The sequence below is a fragment of the Actinoplanes sp. CA-131856 genome (genome assembly GCF_050956135.1).
Taxonomy (GTDB): domain Bacteria; phylum Actinomycetota; class Actinomycetes; order Mycobacteriales; family Micromonosporaceae; genus Actinoplanes.
The window spans coordinates 8,956,171-8,974,524 of record NZ_CP191849.1; the positions used below are offsets into that span (position 1 = coordinate 8,956,171).

Below are 18,354 nucleotides of genomic sequence, written 5' to 3' on the forward strand. Positions count from 1 at the left end.
CCGGGATGCACCGCGGTGCAACCGCTATGCAATCAGCACTCTTCGACACCCGGCCACCAGTCCGCCGAATTGAGGGGCACTTCCGCTTGATTCGTCTGACTGAAAGGCACGACCTCAGTGATCTCCCCTCGCCAGTGCGCCGCTGTGCTTGCCTCATCGCTGCTGCTCGGTGTCGGCCTGGTGGATTCCGCCGCGTTTGCCAAGGCGGCCGCCACCGCCAAGACCACCGTCAAGACCGCCACCACGACGACGGTGCCCACCCTGGCCAGCCGCCTCAACGCGGTGAAGAGTGCCAAGACCCTGAACTACTACCCGTCGGCCGCCGGCTGGTCGAAGATGTGGACCAGCTGGGACGCCGCCAAGATCGACGCGGATCTGGCCAAGGCGGCCACGCTGGGCACGAACAACATCCGCATCATCGTCTTCCCCACGACGTTCGGCTGGCCCACGCCGTCGGCCACCTATGTCAACCGGCTCGACCAGTTCGTCGACATGGCCGGCGCCCGGGGGATGTCGGTCAAGTTCACCCTGTTCGACTGGTGGGACGGCTACACCGACGTCGACCGCAGCATCACCTGGGCCAAGACCCTGCTGGCGCCCTACAAGAACGACAACCGGGTCATCTCGGTCGAGCTGCAGAACGAGTTCAACCCCGACAACGCCACCGCCGTGGCCTGGGCCAAGAAGATCGTTCCGGCCGTACGCTCCGCGTTCCCCACCATGCCGTTGACGTTCTCGGTCGACGGCGGCCAGGGCGCCAAGGGCATGGCCAAGATCAAGACGGCGCTGGCGGCCAGCCCGATCGACTACTACGACTTCCACTTCTACGGCAACTCCGAGCGCGCGCTCGCGATGATCAACCAGGCCGAGGCCACCGTGGCCCCGGCGCCCATGGTGATCGGTGAGACCGGCCTCAACACCCTGCAGAACACCGAGGGCGAGCAGGCGGCCTTCCTGGGCCGCGTGTTCGAGGCGGCCGAGATCGCCGGCGTGCCGGTCGCGCCGTGGACGCTGACCGACTCGGCACAGGGCTCGATCCCGACCTCGGCCGTCTCCAAGCTGCCCGGCCAGTACTACTACGGCCTGTTCCGCCTCGACGGCACGGCCAAGCCGGCCGCCGCCGTGGTCAAGGCCGGCTGGGCCAACGCGGCCATGCCGGCCACCCTGATGGACCCGAGCTTCGAGCTGCCGGCCGGCCAGAGCCCGTGGCGCGAATATCTGCCGGAGCTGGGCCTGGCCACCAAGACGCAGGCGGTGCGCCGCACCGGCCAGTGGTCGGTGACCATGTCCAACTCCGGCAAGACCGCGGCCGGCTCGCCGTCCTACCGGGTCTCGCCGGTCACGCCAGTGAAGTCGAACCAGAAGTGGCACGCCGAGGTGTGGGCCCGGGGCAACGCCACCACCGGCACCACCCAGATCGCGCTGAGCTGGTTCGACATCAACGACAAGTGGCTGGGCGGCGTGGCCTCGAACTGGCTGCCGAACGGCACCGTGGGCTGGACCAAGCTGGCGGTCGACGGTGTCGCCCCGGCCGGCTCGGCCAGCATGCAGGTTCACATCAAGTCGGGCGACAACAAAGGCACGGTCTGGTTCGACGACGCGGTGATCACCGCGTCCTGAGGGACCACAACAACGCCGATTTCGGCAAACAGGCGCTCAAAGGCGGCCACCGATCGCTCCCACGAAGAGGGGTCGGTGTGCCGCCTGCCCGTTTTGTCCGAAAGGGCAGCAGCGATCGAAGCGGCCAGCGCGGCCGGCGAGGCAGCGGGAGCGAACACCGCCCCCGAATACTCCTCAGCGGCTTCCACGAGCCCACCCACGGCGGTGACCACGACCGGCAGCCCGTGACTCATCGCGATATGCAGCGGCCCACTGGCCGAACTACGCCGATAGGGCAACACCACGACATCGGCCGCCGCGAAGAACCCGTCCACCTCGGCATCGGTGACGTAGCGGTTGACGAAGGTGATCCGCGACGAGGCCGGCGACGCCGCGATCAGGTCCGCGGGCAGCGTCCAGCCCTCCCACGTCTCCCCCACCACGGTGAGCTCACAGTCGCCGGGCAGAAGGGCGAAGGCTTCGATCAGATCCTCGAGACCCTTGTACGGACGGATGGTGCCGAAGAAGAGCAGGCGCCGCCGCCCCGACTCAGCGGCGCGGGGTGCCGGCACCGCATGGTGGTCGAACGGCCCGTGCAACGCGATCTCGTCCGGGACACCCGTCAGGTCGTACGTCTGCCGCAGCGCGACCCGGTCGAAGCGCGAGTGGACGATGATGCCGTCCGTGCCGCGCAGCAGCGGGCGGATCAGCTTGCGGCAGTAGAGCGAGGCCCACTTGTGCGCGGCCTCGCCGGTGTCCTGCACCTCGTGGAACTCGACCACGACCTTGATCTTCAAGATCCGGGCGGCCAGGCAGAGCACGAGGTACGAGTGGAGCACCGTCCCGGTCCACCATTGCAGCACCAGCACGTCGGGCCGGAACGAGCGCAGGAACCGCACGGCCCGGATCAGGCTCGGCACGGCCCACCAGTCGATCCCGTCGAAGACGCGCACCCCGTCGGCGTAGTCGAGGTCGTTGAGGCGCTGCCCGACACGGGACCGCCCCGGGTAGAGCCGGGTCGGCAGCAGCTGCCGCATGAGGATGGCGCCGACCTCGTACCGGGTGGCCAGCGCGTTGCTGAGCCGGCAGGTGTAGTAGCTGATGCCGGAGAGGAACCGCCAGCCGGATCCGGCCACGACGATCCGGGTGGGGCTGTCGTCAGGCGACGCATTCACGGTAGACCTCCTCGATCTGCGGGACGACGCGCGCGGCGGTGTAGTCGAGGCCGCGCTGGTGACCGGCCACGCGCAGCCGGTCGGCCAGGCCGGGCTGGGTGAGCACCCGGACGATGGCGGCGGCAAGCCAGACCGGGTCGCCCGGCGGCACGTGCAGCCCGGTCTCGCCGTCGCGGATCATGTCGGCCAGCCCGCCGGTCCTCGACGCGATCAGCGGCGCCCCGGCCAGCAGGGCCTCGACCGCGACCTGGCCCATGGCCTCCAGGATCGACGGCACGACACCGGCCGCGGCGCCGTGCCAGGCCGCCATCACCTCGTGGTGGGGCACGTCGTGCCGCACGATCACGCCCTCCGGGATGGGCGGGGTGTCGTGCCGGGGGGTGCCGACGCAGACCAGCGGCGGCTTGTCGTCGCCGAGCCGCTGATAGGCGTCGAAGAGCACGTCGACACCCTTGTGCGGGCCGAGCGCGCCGACGAACAGCAGGTAGGGCCGGTCCGGCAGCCAGGACGGCCGGGGCGTGCGGCGGGCCAGCTCGTCGAGACCGTCCGGCACCAGACTGCTGATCACCTTGACCGGCAGGTCACCGGGGACGCGGCCGTGCGACAGGGCCTCGGCCACGGCCGGCGAGATCGCGGTGAGCGCGTCGATGCCGCGGTGCCGCTGCGAGCGCAGCGCCGTGGTGAGCAGCGCCGCGCGAGGGCGGCCGTACTGGCCGGAGGCGCACGGCAGGCAGCGGCCGAGCCGGGGACCGCCGCAGGTCTTGTCGTTGCGGGTGAAGGTCTTCTTGACGCAGGTCAGCCCGAAGTCGTGCGCGGTGTGCACGTGCGGCCGGCCGAGGCGGCCGAAGCGCAGCGGCAGATAGCTGTACATGAGCCAGTCATGGCTGTGGATCACGTCGTAGTGCGACTCGGCGAGAACCCGGCGGATGGCCGCCATGGTCAGCGGGTCGGCCGTGGTCGGATGGAACGGCTTGGACGCGTCCTCGTTCATGCCCGGCAGGACGGTGTTGGCCACGCTGCGCACGCGTTTCACGCGTACCCCGTTGATCTCCTCGTCGTGCGCCGCGCGCGGCGTCGCGAGGGTGAGCACGGTGACCTCGTGCCCGCGCCGGACCAGCTCCTCGCTGCTGGTGGCGATGCTGCGCTCAAGCCCGCCGATGATCGGCGCGTACAGGTTGGACAGGTGCAGGATCTTCAACATTCCTCCCAGGGGGACGACGACGGAAGGCGATGACGGCGACGGCCAGGGCGCCCGCGCACTGCCCGGTCAGCCACGCGATGCCGGCGCCCTCGATGGCGGCGCCGGGCAGCCACAGCCAGGTGAGGCAGAGGCAGGTGAGGGCCATCAGCAGGTTGAGCCGCAGGCAGCGGCGATAGTCGCCGAGCGAGCGCCAGTGGGCCACGGCCAGGTTGGTGATCGCGTCGGGGACGGCGGCCAGCACGAGGATCCGCAGCAGCAGCTCGCCCTCGGCCGCGTAGCCGCCGCTGAACAGCCCGAGGATCTCCTCGCCGCAGGTGAACAGGACCAGCGCCGGCAGACCGATCACGACCAGCACGACCAGGGCGGCGCGGGGCAGGCCGGCCGCCGACCGGTTGGCGCGCTCGGCGTACATGGCCGAGGCCACCGCGGGCGACACCATGAACAGCACCGAGGCGGTCATCCAGGCCACGTAGAAGTGCCCGTTGGCCTCGGCGCCGAGCCGGGCCGTGACCAGCACCGGCAGCAGGGCGCTGGGCCCGGCCTGGGCCAGGTTGATCAGGTGGTGCCCGGTCAGCGAGCTCCGCAGGTGCGGCAGTTCGGCGCCGATTCCGGCGCCCCGGAGTTTCGCTCCCGGTCGCAGCCGGGTCAGGCTGACCCCCAGGGTGTACGCCGTGACGGCCACCGAGGGCACCGTCCAGGCGAGCAGCACCGCGGCCGGACCGCCCACGCCGGACCAGATCAGCGCGCCCAGGGTGAGCACCTTGCCGACGGCCACCCCGAGGTTGCGCCCGAGCATGCCGTGGCTGGCCCGGTGCGCGATGAAGACGTAGTCGAGCAGCGTCGAGGCGGTCAGCGCGACAGCGGTGACGATCAGGGCCAGGGCCCCGCCGGCGCCGGCCAGGAAGGCGAAGTTGGCGCCGGCCGCGGGCAGCACGGCCGCCGCCAGGAAGGCCGCGAGGGCGGTCGACGAGCAGCCGAGCAGCAGTCCGGCGCTGACGATCCGCGACCAGGCGGCCAGGCCGGCCCCGGGCAGCCGCTGGATGAACATATGCCCGGCGCCCAGGTTGGACACCATGCTGACGACGGTGGCGACCGAGATGAGCGCGGTCGCGGTGCCGATCGCCGGTTGCGGCAGCTCACGAGCGGCGAGCAGCCAGTAGAGATAGCCGAGCCCGGCCGTGCCGACCGTGCTCCCCATGATCAGCACGCTGTTCCGGGCCAGCGAGTCCCGAGCGACCGCCTTCAGCACGCGCGCACACTCCGCACGCCCACCGCGCCGCCCTCGGCCCGCGCCTGGCTGCCGGCTTTCACCCCGCCCGCGACCGAACCTCCGCCGCCGACCGCGATTCCGCCGCCGACCTTCCCCACGGCCGAACCACCGCCGCCGACCGCGATTCCGCCGCCGGCCTTCCCCACGGACGCCGCCGCGCCCCGGGCGTACACGACCGTGCTGGTGTCGCCGAGGCTGACCTCGATGCGGTGCAGGCAACCGTCGGCCGGCGGGGGCGGTACGAAGACCTCGACCGCCCGGGTCGTGTCGGCCGCGATCCGCAGCGGGCGGGCCGAGACCAGCCGCTCGCCCACTCGGACCCGCAGCGGCTCGACCGCGGGCGGCGAACCGGCGCTGCTCACCCGCAGCGGCAACATCAGGCCGCCGGCCGGGATGGGCACCGGGCCGGTGACGTCGCCGGCCCAGCCGTTCAGCGCGAGGCTCGTATAGCCCGGCTCCGGCGGGTGCGGCATCCGGGCGTACACCTGGACCGCCGCCACCCCCACGATCAGCGTGAGCACCCCGGGAATCGCCACCGCGAGGGCGGTGCGGGCCAGACGCGGATCGTCGGCCACCTTGCCCGCCCGCTCGCGGACCAGCACCACGACCGTCACCACGAGCAGCATCACCGCGAGCCCGGCCGTGATCGACTCGGCCCGGATGCGCACACCGGCCGCGTGCAGGCCGATCGCGGTGAACGGCAGGCTGACCAGCCCGGCCGCCGTGGCCAGGCCGAGGCGGGCCAGGGCGGGCATGGTCTCCGCGGCCAGCGCCCGCAGCCACAGCTCACCCAGCACGAGCAGCACGGCCAGCAGGACGAGCGGGAAGACCATCGGCAGGCCACTGCCGAACGCGAGCAGCAGCAGCCCGGCCGAGCCGGCGGCCAGCAGCCGGAGCGTCGTCATCGCCCGGTCCGCGCGAAGTCGAAGCGGTAGATCGCGATGTTGCCGCTGTCGTAGATCTTGATGGTCCACGGTGTCCGGTCGAACTTGGTCAGCTGGCCGAGCGTGAACGCGGGCTTGCCGTCGTGCGGGACCGGCTCGTTGGTCTCGAAGTAGATCTGGATCTCGGGCACCTCCCGGGCCATCCGCTTGTCGACGATCAGATAGCCGAACCGCCACGCGCTGAGCTGCTGGATCAGCTGCCTCGGGGCGGGCTGGCCGGGCTGGGTGAGATAGAGGTCGTACGTGGGGAAGGTGACCGAGCCGGTGACCGGGTTCTGCCCGCCGTACGAGCCGAAGATCAACCCGGAGTAGCGGTCGGCCACGATCCGCAGCTCGCGTCCCTGGGTGGCCCGCAGCCAGGCCGACGCCGCCCGCACCTCGGGAATGGACGAGCGGGTGTCCGAGCCGAAGACCGGCGGGCCCGGGAAGCGGTAGGACGGGTTCATCCCGGCCGCGGTGTTGCCGACCGCCGCCACCGCGCAGACGGCGAGCAGCAGGCCGGCCGTCGTGGCTTTGGCGAGCCGGCGCACCGGGCGGTCGAGCATCGTCACCACCAGGGGCGCGACGACGAGCGCGATGCCGAGATAGCTGAACGCCCACGACCGCCGGGCGCCCTCGGCCCCGGACGGGGTGAGGATCAGCAGGGCGGCCGGGAAGTAGAACGAGCCGAGCACGAGCATGGCCAGCGCGCCGCTGCGGGCCACCGGCTCGGTGCCGTGCCCTCGGCGCAGGCGCAGGGCGGCGGCCGCCATCGCGACCGCGGCCAGGCCCTGCGCGCCGAACGCGGCCGCCTGCTCCCACCAGGGCGCTACCGACTCGCGGAACAGCGTCCGGCCGCCACCGCCGCCGTCGCCGGCCATCCCGGCGATCTGGTCGAGGGCGCGGGTCAGGTACGGGTCGAGATAGCCGGTGGTGCGCGGGGCGACCAGGGCCAGCCAGGCCACCACCAGCGCGGCCGCGGCCAGGGTGAGCCCCCAGGCGGTCATCGGCACCGCGACCGGGGTGCCCCGGCGCACGGCCCGGACGGTCACCACCAGGCAGATGATGATCATGACCGCGATCAGCGCGATGGCGGTCAGGTGGTGGGTGGCGATGGTGGCACCGGAGAGCATCACGGTCACGGCGGCCCAGCCGGCCCGGGAGCGGCGGGCCGGCCCGCGCATCGCCCGGTGCAGCGCCACCAGCGTCCACACCAGCAGCGCGATGGCCAGCGACTCGTATCCGAACTGGGTGTCGAAGAACAGGAACGAGCTGTTCAGGCTGTAGATGATCGCGGCCACGGCGGCGATCCGGCCGTCCTGCCAGATCTCCTCGGCCAGCACGGTCACGCCGAGCACCACGAGCACGTGGGCGGCGGCCAGCACGAGCAGCGCCGCGTGCCAGACCGAGATGCCGGTCAGCGCGCTGACCGAGGCCACCGTCGAGTGCAGGCCCGGGAAGTCGCCGACCACCTTGACGATCGGGTTCTGCTCGAAGAGGCGGCCGTCGAGCAGGATCTCCTTGCTCTGCCGCCAGTGGGCGAACTCGTCGTGGTAGAGCGGCCCGAACGGGTTGCGCAGCAGTTTGGGCAGGAACGTGAAGCCGGCGTAGCCGGCCAGCACGGCGACGCGCAGCCGGGCGCCGGTCGCCCGGCGCACCGCCCAGCACACGGCGGGCAGCGTGAAGACCAGCATGCCCAGCCAGAACAGGCCGAACTGGGTGCCGCGGTCCCACTCGGCGGCCCGGTTCGCGGCCACCAGCAGCGCCGCCCCGGCCGCACCGGCCACGGTCAGGGAGGCGGCACACCACAGCTCCGGCCGGCTTCTCGCCGGAGCGGACACCGTTCGCGTCCGCTCGGCCGGGCGAGCCTCGGTCAGGGTCATCGGCCGGCCTGTTGGATGACCCGGACCGGCGGGGCGACGGCGGCGTAGACCTCCCGGGTCGCCACGACGACGTCGTGCCAGGTCGGCAGCGGGTTGCGGCCGAGCGTGGCCCGCTCGGCCTCGGCCGCGGTCAGCAGCGCCTCGGCCAGCGCCGCCTCGTCGTCCGGGTTGACCAGCCACAGCGGCACGCCGGGGCCGGCCATCGCGGCCAGCTCGCGGTGGGCCGGGATGAACGAGGCCACGGTCGGGATGCCGGCGGTCAGCGCGTCGGCCACGGCCATCCCGAACGCCTCGTGCTCCGAGGCCGAGACCAGCGCGGCCGCCCCGGCCATCCGGGCCGCGAACGCGTCGTCGGGCAGCCGGCCGTGGAAGGCCACCCGCTCCGGCCCGAGCCCGATGCGGCGGGCGAGCTGCTCGAGCTCGTCGGCCGCGGGCCCCGAGCCGACCACGTCGAGCCGGTGGTCCTCGGGCAGGTGGGCCATCGCCCGGATCACCCGGTCGACCCGCTTGTAGCGCTCCAGCCGCCCGACGCAGAGGATCGACGTGCCGTCGCCGGTCTCGCCCGCCACGATCGGCGCCGGGTCGGTGCCGTTGGGCACCACCACCATCCGGTCCCGTGCCTCCGGGAAGTGGCTGATCAGCAGCTCCCGCTCGGCCCGGGTGACGCAGATGATCCGGGCCGAGCGCGCGATGATGCGGCGGCCGACCGGGCGGTAGACCGGGTGCAGGGCGGCCCGGAGGCGGCTGTGACCGGTGCCGTGGTAGTGCGGCGTGAAGACCAGCGGGGTGCTGTTGGTCAGGGCGGCCGGCAGCGCGGCCAGCGCGTGGTAGCTGTGCGCGTGCACCACGTCGTACCGCCCGGCGTGCCGCCGCAGCCACCGCCACAGCGGAAGCGAGAACCGGTAGTTGGCCGCCGCCACCGTGAGCGGGAAGCGGCGGACCAGCACCCCGTCGATCTCCTCCTCGGAGCCGGCGGCGTGCTGGGTGAGCACCTCGATCTGGTCACCGGCGGCGACCAGGGCGGCGCAGAGCCGGCGCGCGTGCGTCTCCACCCCGCCTATGTCGGGGTGGTAGGCGTTCGTGACGACGCCGATCCTCACCGGGTGCGCTCCGGCGCACGCCGGGCCCCGGTCGCACGGCGGCGCGGCCACTCGCGGGCGATGGTCCGCAGCACGCGCAGGCCGTCGGTGAGCGCGTTCAGGTTGCTCTCGCCGTGGATGCGCTGCTGCTCGAAGCTGGGCACCTCGACGATGCGCAGCCGGGCCCGGGCCGCCCGCAGGTTGAGCAGGGTCTCGATCTCGAAGCCGTCGCCCCACAGCCGGCCGTCGCGGCTCTTGACCGGCACCGGGCTCGTGCTGTCCAGGTCGAAGACGTCGAGACAGCGCGACCAGAAGGCGTTGTAGCCGTAGCAGAGGTCGCTGTACCGGGTGCGGAACATGATGTTGACCATCAAGCTCAGGCAGCGGTTGCCGGCCCGGCGCAGGCGGGTGATGTCGGCGCTGCCGCCGCTGCCGCTGAACCGCGAACCCTTGGCGAAGTCGGCGCCCGAGCGCAGCGCCGCGATGAAGCTGGGGATCTCCTTGGGGTCGGTCGACCCGTCGGCGTCGATCATCACGATGATGTCGCCCGTGGCGGCGGCGAAACCGCAGGCCAGAGCGTTGCCCTTGCCCTTGCGGTTCTGGGTGACGATGCGGATGCCGGGCATGAGCCGGCGGGCGGTCTCGACGGTGTCGTCGGTCGAGCCGCCGTCGACCAGGATGACCTCGTCGACCTCGGGCAGCCGGGCCATCACGTGCGGCAGGTTCCTGGCCTCGTTGAGGGCGGGGATGATGACGCTGACCAGAGGCTCACTCGCGGGCACGACCACCGGCGGCGGTAGCTCGGTTCCCGTCCCGGCCTCGGGGCGGACGTAGGGGACCGTAGACATGACTTCTCTCCAAGACTCGGTGGTTTGCCGGGGACACCGGCGCCGCCTTCACGCCGGCGGCACCGGCGTTTCTGTTCGGTCAGGCCCCTGAGCCGTCGACGGACCAGGAGTAGATGTCCTGCTTGGACAGGGCGGAGCCGGTGCCGGCGGTGAAGCCGACCCACGCGTCCGACCCGTCGATCTCGTCGGCCAGGTTGACCTCGTGCTCGAGCGCCAACTGCTCCTCGGCGCCCGCGCTCAGCGACTTGACGTAGATCTGCAGCAGCGACTCGTCGGCGTCGTAGACGACCCGGGCCGCGAACGGCTTGCCGTACAGCGGAATCCCCGACTCGGCCGTGTCGGCCTGGAAGTCGGGGTTGCCGCCCATGACGACGGCCAGGTGGTTGCTGCTCGGGTCGTTCGTGTTCTGCCAGGTGTCGAACTCGACCGCGACGCTGGGCTTGATGCCGCGGTAGCCGAGGCCGCCGCCCCATCCACCGAGCGCGCGCGGGCCCTTCGTCTGCACGACGAACGCGACGCCGTCGGCGCCGGGCTGGCCGTGGTGCAGGTAGACCTTGAAGTTCGACTCGAACGACCGCGTGACGTCGAGCTTCTGGGTGGCCCAGGCCGAGCCCATCTGCTTGTAGCCACCGGCGGTGAGCCGCAGGACCCGCTGGTCGACCCGGCCGCCGGACGACCAGATCAGGTCGGCGCTGCCGTTGCGGTCGAGCGTCGAGGACGCGCCCTTGAAGGTCGGATAATCGATCAACGGGTCGTCGGACGCCGCCGAGGCGCCCGCCGGGGACAGCGCGGCCGCTATCGACAAGGCGACGGCAGCGACCAGACCTCCCCGGACAACTCTCGTGGAACGTGAAGAAGACACGGTTCTGCGCTCCAAATCGGATGATTTGCCCCAAGTGGGACGTGGCCTAAAGTAGGGCAGCATGCCGAGCCGCGCGCCCGAGTCTCGACTATTTGTCCCTAATGGGAGGCAGTCGGGCGGTTAGCCCACCCCGGCTCCTAAGCTGTGGTGCGTGCGCCGATTCGCGTTCCTGGACGCCCCGACCCCGCTCGCCTTCGCCCACCGGGGCGGCGCCGCCGAGGGCGACGAGAACACGGCCGAGGCGTTCGCCCGCGCGGTGGGCCTCGGCTACCGCTACGTGGAGACCGACGTGCACGCCACCACCGACGGCGTCCCGGTCGTCTTCCACGACTCGTCACTGCTGCGGCTGACCGGCACGGCGCGTCGCATCGGGGCCCTGACCTGGCCCGATCTGCGGACCGTGCGGGTCGGCGGCGCGGCCGCGATCCCCCGCCTGGACGAGGTCCTCGACGCCTGGCCCGCGATCCGCTTCAACATCGACGTCAAGGCCGACGACGCCACCGCGCCCACGGTCGCGGCCGTCCGGCGGGCCGGCGCGACCGGGCGCGTCCTGCTGGCCTCGTTCAGCGACCGCCGCCTGGCCCGGGTGCGCGCTCTGGCCGGCCCTTCGATCGCCACCTCGATGGGCCCGGCCTCGGTGGCCCGCTTGCGCTTGGCCTCGTTATGGGGCGTACGACTGAAGCCGCCCCCGTCGATCGCGGCCGCTCAGGTCCCGGCGCGGCAGGGCCCGGTGACCGTCGTCGACCGCCGGTTCGTCGCCACCGCCCACCGCTCGGGGCTCCAGGTGCACGTGTGGACGGTCGACGATCCGGCCGAGATGACCCGGCTGCTCGATCTCGGCGTGGACGGCATCATGACGGATCGCCCGGAAATCCTGCGGAATGTTTATCGCGAACGCGGCGCCTGGCCGGGTGAATAGTCACTCAGGATGGCTTCGCCGTAACATTCCGAGGCTATTCTCAGGTTCGGGCTCTACGGTGGGGCCGTCCAGTGACGCTGAGGAATGTTCACTGGTCAGCAAACTTTTTCGTGATCTTGATGAACTCCCGGCATCATCCGTTCGGAGGATGTCCGGGGTTCGAGTGCGGTCGCATATCTTTTCTTTAATTCCCGGATAAGAATTCATCAACTTGCTCACCGGAATTGCGTTTCGGCGGGCGCGCTCCTACCGTCTGGGTGCCGGTGGGAATTGACGCCGGGTGGATTTCCGGGAAGAAGAGGTATCGCGCATGCGCAGGTCTGCTTACCGCCGTGCGGCCGCCACGCCGTCGGGACGCAACCGGCGGCTGTTCGCGGTCGGCGCGGTCGTCACCGCCGCCGGCGCGGCGGTCGCTTTCGCCCAGATCGGTAACGCCGCCACCAACGACGACCGGCCCGAGGGCAGCGGGGCCGGCAAGGTGGTGAACGGCCAGGTGATCCTCACCGACACGTGCGTCGACAGCAACCTGACTCCGCACGACGGCTTCCAGAACGGCAACCGCTGCGTCTCCACCGAGTTCGGCGAGGTCGGCGAGGCCGCGAACAACCCGACCCTGCTGATCACCGACGCGCCCCAGCAGGTCGCGCCGAACACCCCGTTCACCCTCAAGATCAGCACCCGCAACCTGATCCGCGACCGGTTCCTGGCCGCCGGCAAGGGCGGGTACTACGTGGAGAGCTCCGTACTCCAGGACGGCCTGGTGCGCGGCCACTTCCACACGGCGTGCCGCATGCTCGAGAACACGAACGAGGCGCCCGCGCCCGACCCGGTTCCCGCGTTCTTCGTGGCCACCGAGGACAGCAAGGGCAGCGCCACGCCGGACGAGGTCAGCATCACCGTGCCGGGCGTGCCGACCGAGGGCACCGCGCAGTGCGCCTCGTGGGCCGGTGACGGCTCGCACCGCGTGCCGATGATGCAGCGGGCCAACCAGACGCCCGCCATCGACGCCATCCGCATCACCGTCCGCAACGCCGCCGGCGGAGGCGACAACGGCGGAGGCGACAACGGCGGTGGCGACAACGGCGGCAACACCGGCGGCGGGAACAACGGGGGCGGCGACAACGGCGGGAACACCGGCGGTGGCGACAACGGCGGGAACACCGGCGGTGGCGACAACGGCGGGAACACCGGCGGTGGCGACAACGGCGGGAACACCGGCGGTGGCGACAACGGCGGCAACACCGGTGGCGGGAACACGGGCGGCGGCGGCAACGGCACCAACGGCGGCGGCGTGACCCCGACCAAGCCGCCCACCAAGGGCCCGACGCAGGCCCCGCCGGCCATCCCGGCCGACACCAAGGACGACTTCACGCCGGACCCGACGACCCCGGCCACCAAGCCGACCACGAAGGCCCCGGTCAAGCCGGCCACGACGACCAAGCCGGCCACCGGCGCCAACTCCGGCACCGACGACACCGGCACCGGCACCGGCACCGGCACCGGCACGGGGAACGGCACCTCGGAGCAGGAGGAGACTCCCGCCCAGCAGCCCACCAAGGCGGCCCCCAAGCCCCGCGCCACCAGCAGCTCCCCGGCCGCGGCGGCCGGCGGCACCGACTACACGTACTCGAACGGCGAGGACGGCCAGTTCAACTCGGGCAACAAGGCCCCGGTGGCCGACCAGGTCGCTCAGGTGCAGGCCGAGAGCGCCACCAAGGAGCAGGGCGGCCTTCTCGCCCTGACCGGCAGCAACACGTTCGCCGCGATCGCCGGCGCCGCGGTCCTGCTGCTGGTCGGCATGGCGATCATGGCCTTCACCCGCCGCCGCCGTCCGGGCACCACCTGGGAGTAAGCAACCGACAGCAGTAAAGGGGCGGCCCGCCAAGTGCGGGCCGCCCCTTTGTGCGCATGACCGGAAAACCTGAGCGGGCGGGGATCAGTGATCCCGAACTCAGCAACTGAGGGTAGCCTTACCAACCGGACGCCCAAGGAAGAGGTTCGACATGGCGAACAGGCCGGCACGCGCGGCGACCGAGGCGGTCGTCACCCGGGTTGAGCAGCTCACCCCGCACATGGTCCGCGTGGTGGTCGGAGGCGACGCCCTCAAGGCCATCGACGCGAGCAGGTGTACCGACCACTACGTGAAGGTGCTCTTCCCCGCGGACGGCGTCACCTATCCGGAGCCGTTCGACATGGCCGCGATCCGCGAGGGCTTCCCGCGCGAGCAGTGGCCGGTCGTGCGGACGTACACGATCCGCAAGTGGCTGCCCGAGGTCCCCGAGATGTGGGTCGACTTCGTGGTGCACGGCGACGAGGGCATCGCGGGCCCGTGGGCGACCCGGGCCACGCCGGGCGACGCCTTCCGGTTCATGGGCCCCGGCGGTGGTTACGCGCCCAGCGCCGACGCCGGGTGGCACCTGCTGGCCGGCGACGAGAGCGCCCTCCCGGCGATCGCGGCCGCGCTCGAGGGCATGCCCGCGGGCGCCCGAGTGACCGCGTTCATCGAGGTCGAGGGGCCCGACGAGGAGCAGAAGATCGAGACCGGGGCCGAGATCACCTGGCTGCACCGGGGCGACCGTGCTCCCGGCGAGCTGCTGATCGAGGCCGTACGAGGTCTCGAGTTCCCGGACGGCGACGTGCAGGCGTTCGTCCACGGCGAGGCGAACTTCGTCAAGGACCTGCGGAGATATCTGAAGGTCGAGCGAGGCGTACCGATGGATCAGCTCTCGATCTCGGGCTACTGGCGGCGTGGCATGAACGAGGACGGCTGGCAGTCGTCCAAGCGTGAATGGAACCAGCAGGTGGAACAGGAGCAGGACCGGGCGTAAGCGCTCCGGCCCGGCGGTCGATGATGGGTAAGTGGTGACCGCCGAGGAAGACCTGACACACAGCTCCACCAAGGGCCGCTTGATCGCGGTGGCCGCCCTGCTGCTGGCCGCGGTCAACCTGCGGCTGGCCGTCACGAGCGTCGGCCCGGTGCTCAGCGAGATCCGCTCCGGGCTGGGCATGAGCTCCAGCGTGGCCGGACTGCTCACCTCGGTGCCGGCGGTGTGCTTCGCGGGCGTGGGCTTCCTGGCGCCGCGGCTGGCCCGGCGGTTCGGCCCGGCCCGCGTGATCCTCGCCGGCATGGTGGTGCTGGCGGCCGGGCTCGCGGTCCGTCCGTACGCGCCCGGAACCGCTCTGTTCCTGCTCCTGAGTCTCGTGGCGCTGGCCGGCATCGCGGTGGTGAACGTGCTGCTGCCGTCGGTCGTGAAGGCGTACTTCCCCGATCGGGTCGGCACGATGACCGGCCTCTACACGGTGTCGCTGAACATCGGCGCGACAGTGGCCGCCGCGACCACGGTGCCGCTGACCGCGAGCGTCTTCGGCGACGACTGGCGCCTGGGCCTGGCCTGCTGGGCGGCGGTGGCCGTGCTGGCCGTGCCGGCGTGGCTCCCACTGGCCCGGCAGCCTTTCACCCCGGACCCCGGGACCCACAAGGCCGATGTCGTACGGGTGAGCCGCCACCCGGTCGCGTGGGCGCTGGCCGTCTATTTCGGCATGCAGTCGACATCGGCGTACGTCATCATCGGCTGGCTGCCGCAGATCTACCGCGACGCCGGCATCTCGGCCGAGCGGGCCGGCGTGTACTTCGCGGTGACCTCGTTCCTGGGCGTGCCACTGGGTTTCCTGCTCTCGTCGCTGGCCGGCCGGCTCCGCAGCCAGAGCTGGATCGCCGTCGTCCTGGGCCTGTTCGGCCTGGCCGGCTACGGCGGCCTGTGGTGGTCGCCGGCCGCCGCGCCGCTGCTGTGGGCCATCCTGCTGGGCATCGTGAACACGGCGTTCCCACTGGTCCTGACGATGATCGCCCTGCGGGGCCGCACACCCGGGACGGTGGTGAAGCTGTCGGCGTTCGCCCAGAGCACCGGCTACTTGTTCGCCATCCCCGGCCCCATCCTGGTCGGTGTCCTCCACGACCACACCGACGGCTGGCGTGCCCCTTTGACCTTCGTCCTCCTGCTGATGATCCCCCAGATCATCGCGGGCTTCTTCGCCGGCCGGGACCGCCAGATCTGACCCCGCGCACCCTCCCCTCCTCCCATCGGCCCCTTCAATCGCGGCGGGCGATGGCCTACGTTCAAGCGCATGACCGGCGACATATGGGCGGCCGGCGATGCCTACGAGGCTTACGTCGGGCGGTGGAGCCGCCGGGTCGCCCCGCTCTTCGTCGAATGGCTCGGCGTCCCGGGTGGGCGCCGCTGGCTCGACGCCGGGTGCGGGACCGGCGCGCTCACCTCGGCGATCATGGCGGCCGGGCCGGCGGATGTCGTCGGTCTCGATCCGTCGCGCGGGTTCCTGAGGTCGGCCCTGGACGCCACCCGGGTCGCCGGTGACGCCGCCGCGCTCCCGCTGCGGGACGGCTCCTTCGACGCGGTCGTCAGCGGGCTCGCGCTCAACTTCGTGCCCGATCCGGCCCGCGCGGTCGCCGAGTTCGCCCGCGTCGCCGCGCCGGGGGCGGTCGTGGCGGCGTACGTCTGGGACTATGCCTCGGGAATGCAGATGATGCGGCACTTCTGGGACGCCGCCGCCGCGCCCGACCGCGATGAGAGCCGGAGATTTCCGATTTGCCGCGAGGAAGCGCTGCGGGCGGCGTGGGCCGGCGCGGGACTGACCGACGTCCGTACGCGTGCCATCGAGATCCCCACGATCTTCGCCAGCTTCGACGATTACTGGACACCGTTTCTCGGCGCCACCGGTCCCGCGCCCGCCTATCTGGCCGGTTTGAGCGATCCGGAAGACGCCGGATTCGCGATGATTTGCGGCACCGACTGCCGATCACGGAGACCGGCGAAATTCCGCTGACCGCCTCCGCGTGGGCCGTCCGCGGCCGCAAAACCGCAGGCTGAACCCTCTCCTTCATTCACGGTCTCATTCACGACCGTTCATGCGGTTTTCAGGTTCGTCCCATGTATCAATGGCACTGACCCGTCCGACCACCCCACCTCCACCCTTGACTCGGCTGAAGACTCTCCTTGATACCGAGGGGTTCTCGTGGTTTCCAAAGAACTCACCCCAGCCCACCGGATGGCGGCGATCGGCATCCTCCAGCGTGACGATCCCGCCCTGCGTACGCCGGCCCGTCCCTTCGATCTTCCCCGCGAGGCCGCACAGGCCCGCCACGTCATCGACCGGGTCCTCGCCGCGATGGATCTCGTCGCCCGGGCGCACGTCTTCGCCAAGGGCATGGGCCTGGCCGCGCCGCAGATCGGCATCGACCGCGCCGCCGCCGTGATCCGCCCGGCCGATCCCGGCGGCAGCGAGATCGTGCTGCTCAATCCCCGCGTAGTCGACGAGTCCCGGCGCCTCGACGTGCAGTACGAGGGGTGCATGAGCTTCTTCGACGTGCGCGGCCGGGTGCATCGCCCGCTCCGCGTCGAGGTCGAGCACCGGCGCCTCGACGGCGGGCTGGTCGTCACGCGGTTCACGGGTGGGCTGGCCCGCCACGTCTGCCACGAGATCGACCATCTGGAGGGCCGCTTCTACACCGACCGGATGCCGGCCGGCGACGAGGTCATCCCGCTGTCGCAGTACCGCGGCTCAGGCCGCCCGTGGGGCTGACGCCCGCAACGCCGCGAACCGCCAGCGCAGCCTCACCTGGCTGGTCAGCAGCAGTTCCCGCATCCGCATGGTGTGCAGCACCGTGCCGTCGTCGGCGTGGGCCACGGTCGGCGTGTACGACTTGATGCCCGCGTACGACAGCACCTCGGCCCCCACCTCGGCCCCGAGCGACTCCGGAAGCCGCAGCGACACGGTCAGGGCCCGGGTCGGGAAGCGGACCTCCCGCTGGAACCACTGGCCGTACTGGCTGGCCGGCACCCGATAGGAATAGGCGACCCGGGTCTGCTCGCCCGGGTAGAGCGGGAACCGGGCGCGCGCGTTGCCGAACACGAGGGCCAGTTTCAGATACGCGTCGCTGGTGCGCGTGACGCGTACGTCCATAAGCTCCTCGCCGGCCGCGGCCGCGAAGTCGAGATCGGCCAGGCGTAGCGGTTTTTCCTGGTAGAGCCGCCGGGAGACGCCGGGCTGGTCGGGGAAGCGGTCGACGTCGATGCGGACCGGGCAGGTGGTGACCGGGCGGTCGCCGACGTTGCGGACCAACCGCTCGACCCGGCAGACGTACCAGTCGTCGGTGTAGGTGAGGGTGGCCAGCTCGTCCTCGATGACGATCGTGGCCGGCAGCATCTGGCTCGGCTCGTAGCCCGAGCGGGCGGCCGGCTCGAGCGTGCCGGTGGGACGGCAGCCCGTGTACGCCTCGATGATCTCGGACCCGCTCGCCAGGACCGCCTCGGCGCGGCAGGCGAACTCGAAGGTCGGGTGGTGGCGCAGGCTCTCCACGTGGCTGATGTACGACGGGTGGTAGCCCATCGACGCGGCGAGCTGCTTCTTGGAGAGACCCCTGCGCGTACGCCAGGCGTTCAGCACCTGCGCGAACGCGGATCGGGCCGCGAACTCGAGTTGTGAGGTCATCACACACTCCTGACGGGACGCTGTCCGGCCATGATGCCCCACCGCGACAGTCACTGCCAGCGCTCAGGGCGTCACCGAAAGAAATTGT

The 18,354-nt window shown here is 71.5% G+C and carries 16 protein-coding genes; 7 read left to right on the forward strand and 9 right to left on the reverse strand.

Annotated features, from left to right (window positions below; translation table 11 throughout):
* Window positions 1-144: 144 nt before the first annotated feature.
* Window positions 145-1,620: a cellulase family glycosylhydrolase gene (locus tag ACQP2X_RS40910; protein ID WP_498691110.1), complete on the forward strand. Its 1,476-nt coding sequence runs from the start codon at window positions 145-147 to the stop codon at window positions 1,618-1,620.
* Here ACQP2X_RS40910 and ACQP2X_RS40915 read toward each other — a convergent pair.
* The 8 genes from ACQP2X_RS40915 to ACQP2X_RS40950 all read right to left on the reverse strand — a co-directional run bounded on the left by ACQP2X_RS40915 (window position 1,554) and on the right by ACQP2X_RS40950 (window position 10,840).
* Window positions 1,554-2,774, reverse strand: coding sequence for a glycosyltransferase (locus tag ACQP2X_RS40915; RefSeq protein ID WP_498691114.1), 1,221 nt, complete (start codon window positions 2,772-2,774; stop codon window positions 1,554-1,556). The genes ACQP2X_RS40910 and ACQP2X_RS40915 overlap by 67 nt on opposite strands.
* Window positions 2,758-3,975 (reverse strand): glycosyltransferase family 4 protein, encoded by a 1,218-nt coding sequence (locus ACQP2X_RS40920; RefSeq protein WP_498691116.1) that lies wholly within the window; start codon window positions 3,973-3,975, stop codon window positions 2,758-2,760. The genes ACQP2X_RS40915 and ACQP2X_RS40920 overlap by 17 nt, the downstream gene beginning before the upstream one ends.
* A complete protein-coding gene (locus tag ACQP2X_RS40925; RefSeq protein ID WP_498691118.1) occupies window positions 3,920-5,224 on the reverse strand; it encodes a lipopolysaccharide biosynthesis protein in 1,305 nt (434 codons plus the stop codon). The genes ACQP2X_RS40920 and ACQP2X_RS40925 overlap by 56 nt, the downstream gene beginning before the upstream one ends.
* A complete protein-coding gene (locus tag ACQP2X_RS40930) occupies window positions 5,218-6,150 on the reverse strand; it encodes a hypothetical protein (RefSeq protein ID WP_498691120.1) in 933 nt (310 codons plus the stop codon). Before ACQP2X_RS40930 ends, ACQP2X_RS40925 begins: the two co-directional genes overlap by 7 nt.
* The gene (locus ACQP2X_RS40935) at window positions 6,147-8,051 is read right to left on the reverse strand and encodes a hypothetical protein (protein WP_498691121.1); all 1,905 of its coding nucleotides are present in this window, start codon (window positions 8,049-8,051) and stop codon (window positions 6,147-6,149) included. Before ACQP2X_RS40935 ends, ACQP2X_RS40930 begins: the two co-directional genes overlap by 4 nt.
* A complete protein-coding gene (locus ACQP2X_RS40940; RefSeq protein WP_498691123.1) occupies window positions 8,048-9,151 on the reverse strand; it encodes a glycosyltransferase family 4 protein in 1,104 nt (367 codons plus the stop codon). Before ACQP2X_RS40940 ends, ACQP2X_RS40935 begins: the two co-directional genes overlap by 4 nt.
* Entirely contained in the window at window positions 9,148-9,978 is an 831-nt protein-coding gene (locus ACQP2X_RS40945; protein WP_498654468.1) for a glycosyltransferase family 2 protein, read from the reverse strand. Before ACQP2X_RS40945 ends, ACQP2X_RS40940 begins: the two co-directional genes overlap by 4 nt.
* Before the next feature lie 79 nt (window positions 9,979-10,057).
* Complete coding sequence (locus tag ACQP2X_RS40950; protein WP_498691124.1) at window positions 10,058-10,840, reverse strand: L-type lectin-domain containing protein; 783 nt, start codon at window positions 10,838-10,840, stop codon at window positions 10,058-10,060.
* 151 nt (window positions 10,841-10,991) lie between these two features.
* Between ACQP2X_RS40950 and ACQP2X_RS40955 the strand changes: the two genes are divergently transcribed.
* From ACQP2X_RS40955 to ACQP2X_RS40980, 6 genes are all read left to right on the forward strand, one after another.
* Complete coding sequence (locus ACQP2X_RS40955; RefSeq protein ID WP_498691126.1) at window positions 10,992-11,759, forward strand: glycerophosphodiester phosphodiesterase family protein; 768 nt, start codon at window positions 10,992-10,994, stop codon at window positions 11,757-11,759.
* Between the two features lie 310 nt (window positions 11,760-12,069).
* Entirely contained in the window at window positions 12,070-13,611 is a 1,542-nt protein-coding gene (locus ACQP2X_RS40960) for a hypothetical protein (RefSeq protein WP_498691128.1), read from the forward strand.
* Between the two features lie 151 nt (window positions 13,612-13,762).
* Complete coding sequence (locus tag ACQP2X_RS40965) at window positions 13,763-14,587, forward strand: siderophore-interacting protein (RefSeq protein WP_498691130.1); 825 nt, start codon at window positions 13,763-13,765, stop codon at window positions 14,585-14,587.
* Window positions 14,588-14,618: 31 nt separating this feature from the next.
* Window positions 14,619-15,815: a CynX/NimT family MFS transporter gene (locus ACQP2X_RS40970; RefSeq protein ID WP_498691132.1), complete on the forward strand. Its 1,197-nt coding sequence runs from the start codon at window positions 14,619-14,621 to the stop codon at window positions 15,813-15,815.
* Between the two features lie 69 nt (window positions 15,816-15,884).
* Window positions 15,885-16,601: a class I SAM-dependent methyltransferase gene (locus ACQP2X_RS40975; protein WP_498691134.1), complete on the forward strand. Its 717-nt coding sequence runs from the start codon at window positions 15,885-15,887 to the stop codon at window positions 16,599-16,601.
* A 189-nt stretch (window positions 16,602-16,790) separates the two neighbouring features.
* Window positions 16,791-17,357, forward strand: a complete 567-nt coding sequence (locus ACQP2X_RS40980) for a peptide deformylase (RefSeq protein ID WP_498691136.1) — start codon at window positions 16,791-16,793, stop codon at window positions 17,355-17,357.
* On the opposite strand, the gene ACQP2X_RS40985 is transcribed toward ACQP2X_RS40980, so the two are convergent.
* The gene (locus tag ACQP2X_RS40985) at window positions 17,337-18,266 is read right to left on the reverse strand and encodes a helix-turn-helix domain-containing protein (RefSeq protein WP_498691138.1); all 930 of its coding nucleotides are present in this window, start codon (window positions 18,264-18,266) and stop codon (window positions 17,337-17,339) included. The genes ACQP2X_RS40980 and ACQP2X_RS40985 overlap by 21 nt on opposite strands.
* Window positions 18,267-18,354: the final 88 nt, after the last annotated feature.

Coding starts and splice junctions, on each gene's coding strand:
- ACQP2X_RS40920 (WP_498691116.1), bottom strand. CDS start 3,975: ATGTTGAAGATCCTGCACCTGTCCAACCTGTACGCGCCGATCATCGGC.
- ACQP2X_RS40930 (WP_498691120.1), bottom strand. CDS start 6,150: ATGACGACGCTCCGGCTGCTGGCCGCCGGCTCGGCCGGGCTGCTGCTG.
- ACQP2X_RS40935 (WP_498691121.1), bottom strand. CDS start 8,051: ATGACCCTGACCGAGGCTCGCCCGGCCGAGCGGACGCGAACGGTGTCC.
- ACQP2X_RS40945 (WP_498654468.1), bottom strand. CDS start 9,978: ATGTCTACGGTCCCCTACGTCCGCCCCGAGGCCGGGACGGGAACCGAG.
- ACQP2X_RS40960 (WP_498691128.1), top strand. CDS start 12,070: ATGCGCAGGTCTGCTTACCGCCGTGCGGCCGCCACGCCGTCGGGACGC.
- ACQP2X_RS40965 (WP_498691130.1), top strand. CDS start 13,763: ATGGCGAACAGGCCGGCACGCGCGGCGACCGAGGCGGTCGTCACCCGG.
- ACQP2X_RS40975 (WP_498691134.1), top strand. CDS start 15,885: ATGACCGGCGACATATGGGCGGCCGGCGATGCCTACGAGGCTTACGTC.
- ACQP2X_RS40985 (WP_498691138.1), bottom strand. CDS start 18,266: ATGACCTCACAACTCGAGTTCGCGGCCCGATCCGCGTTCGCGCAGGTG.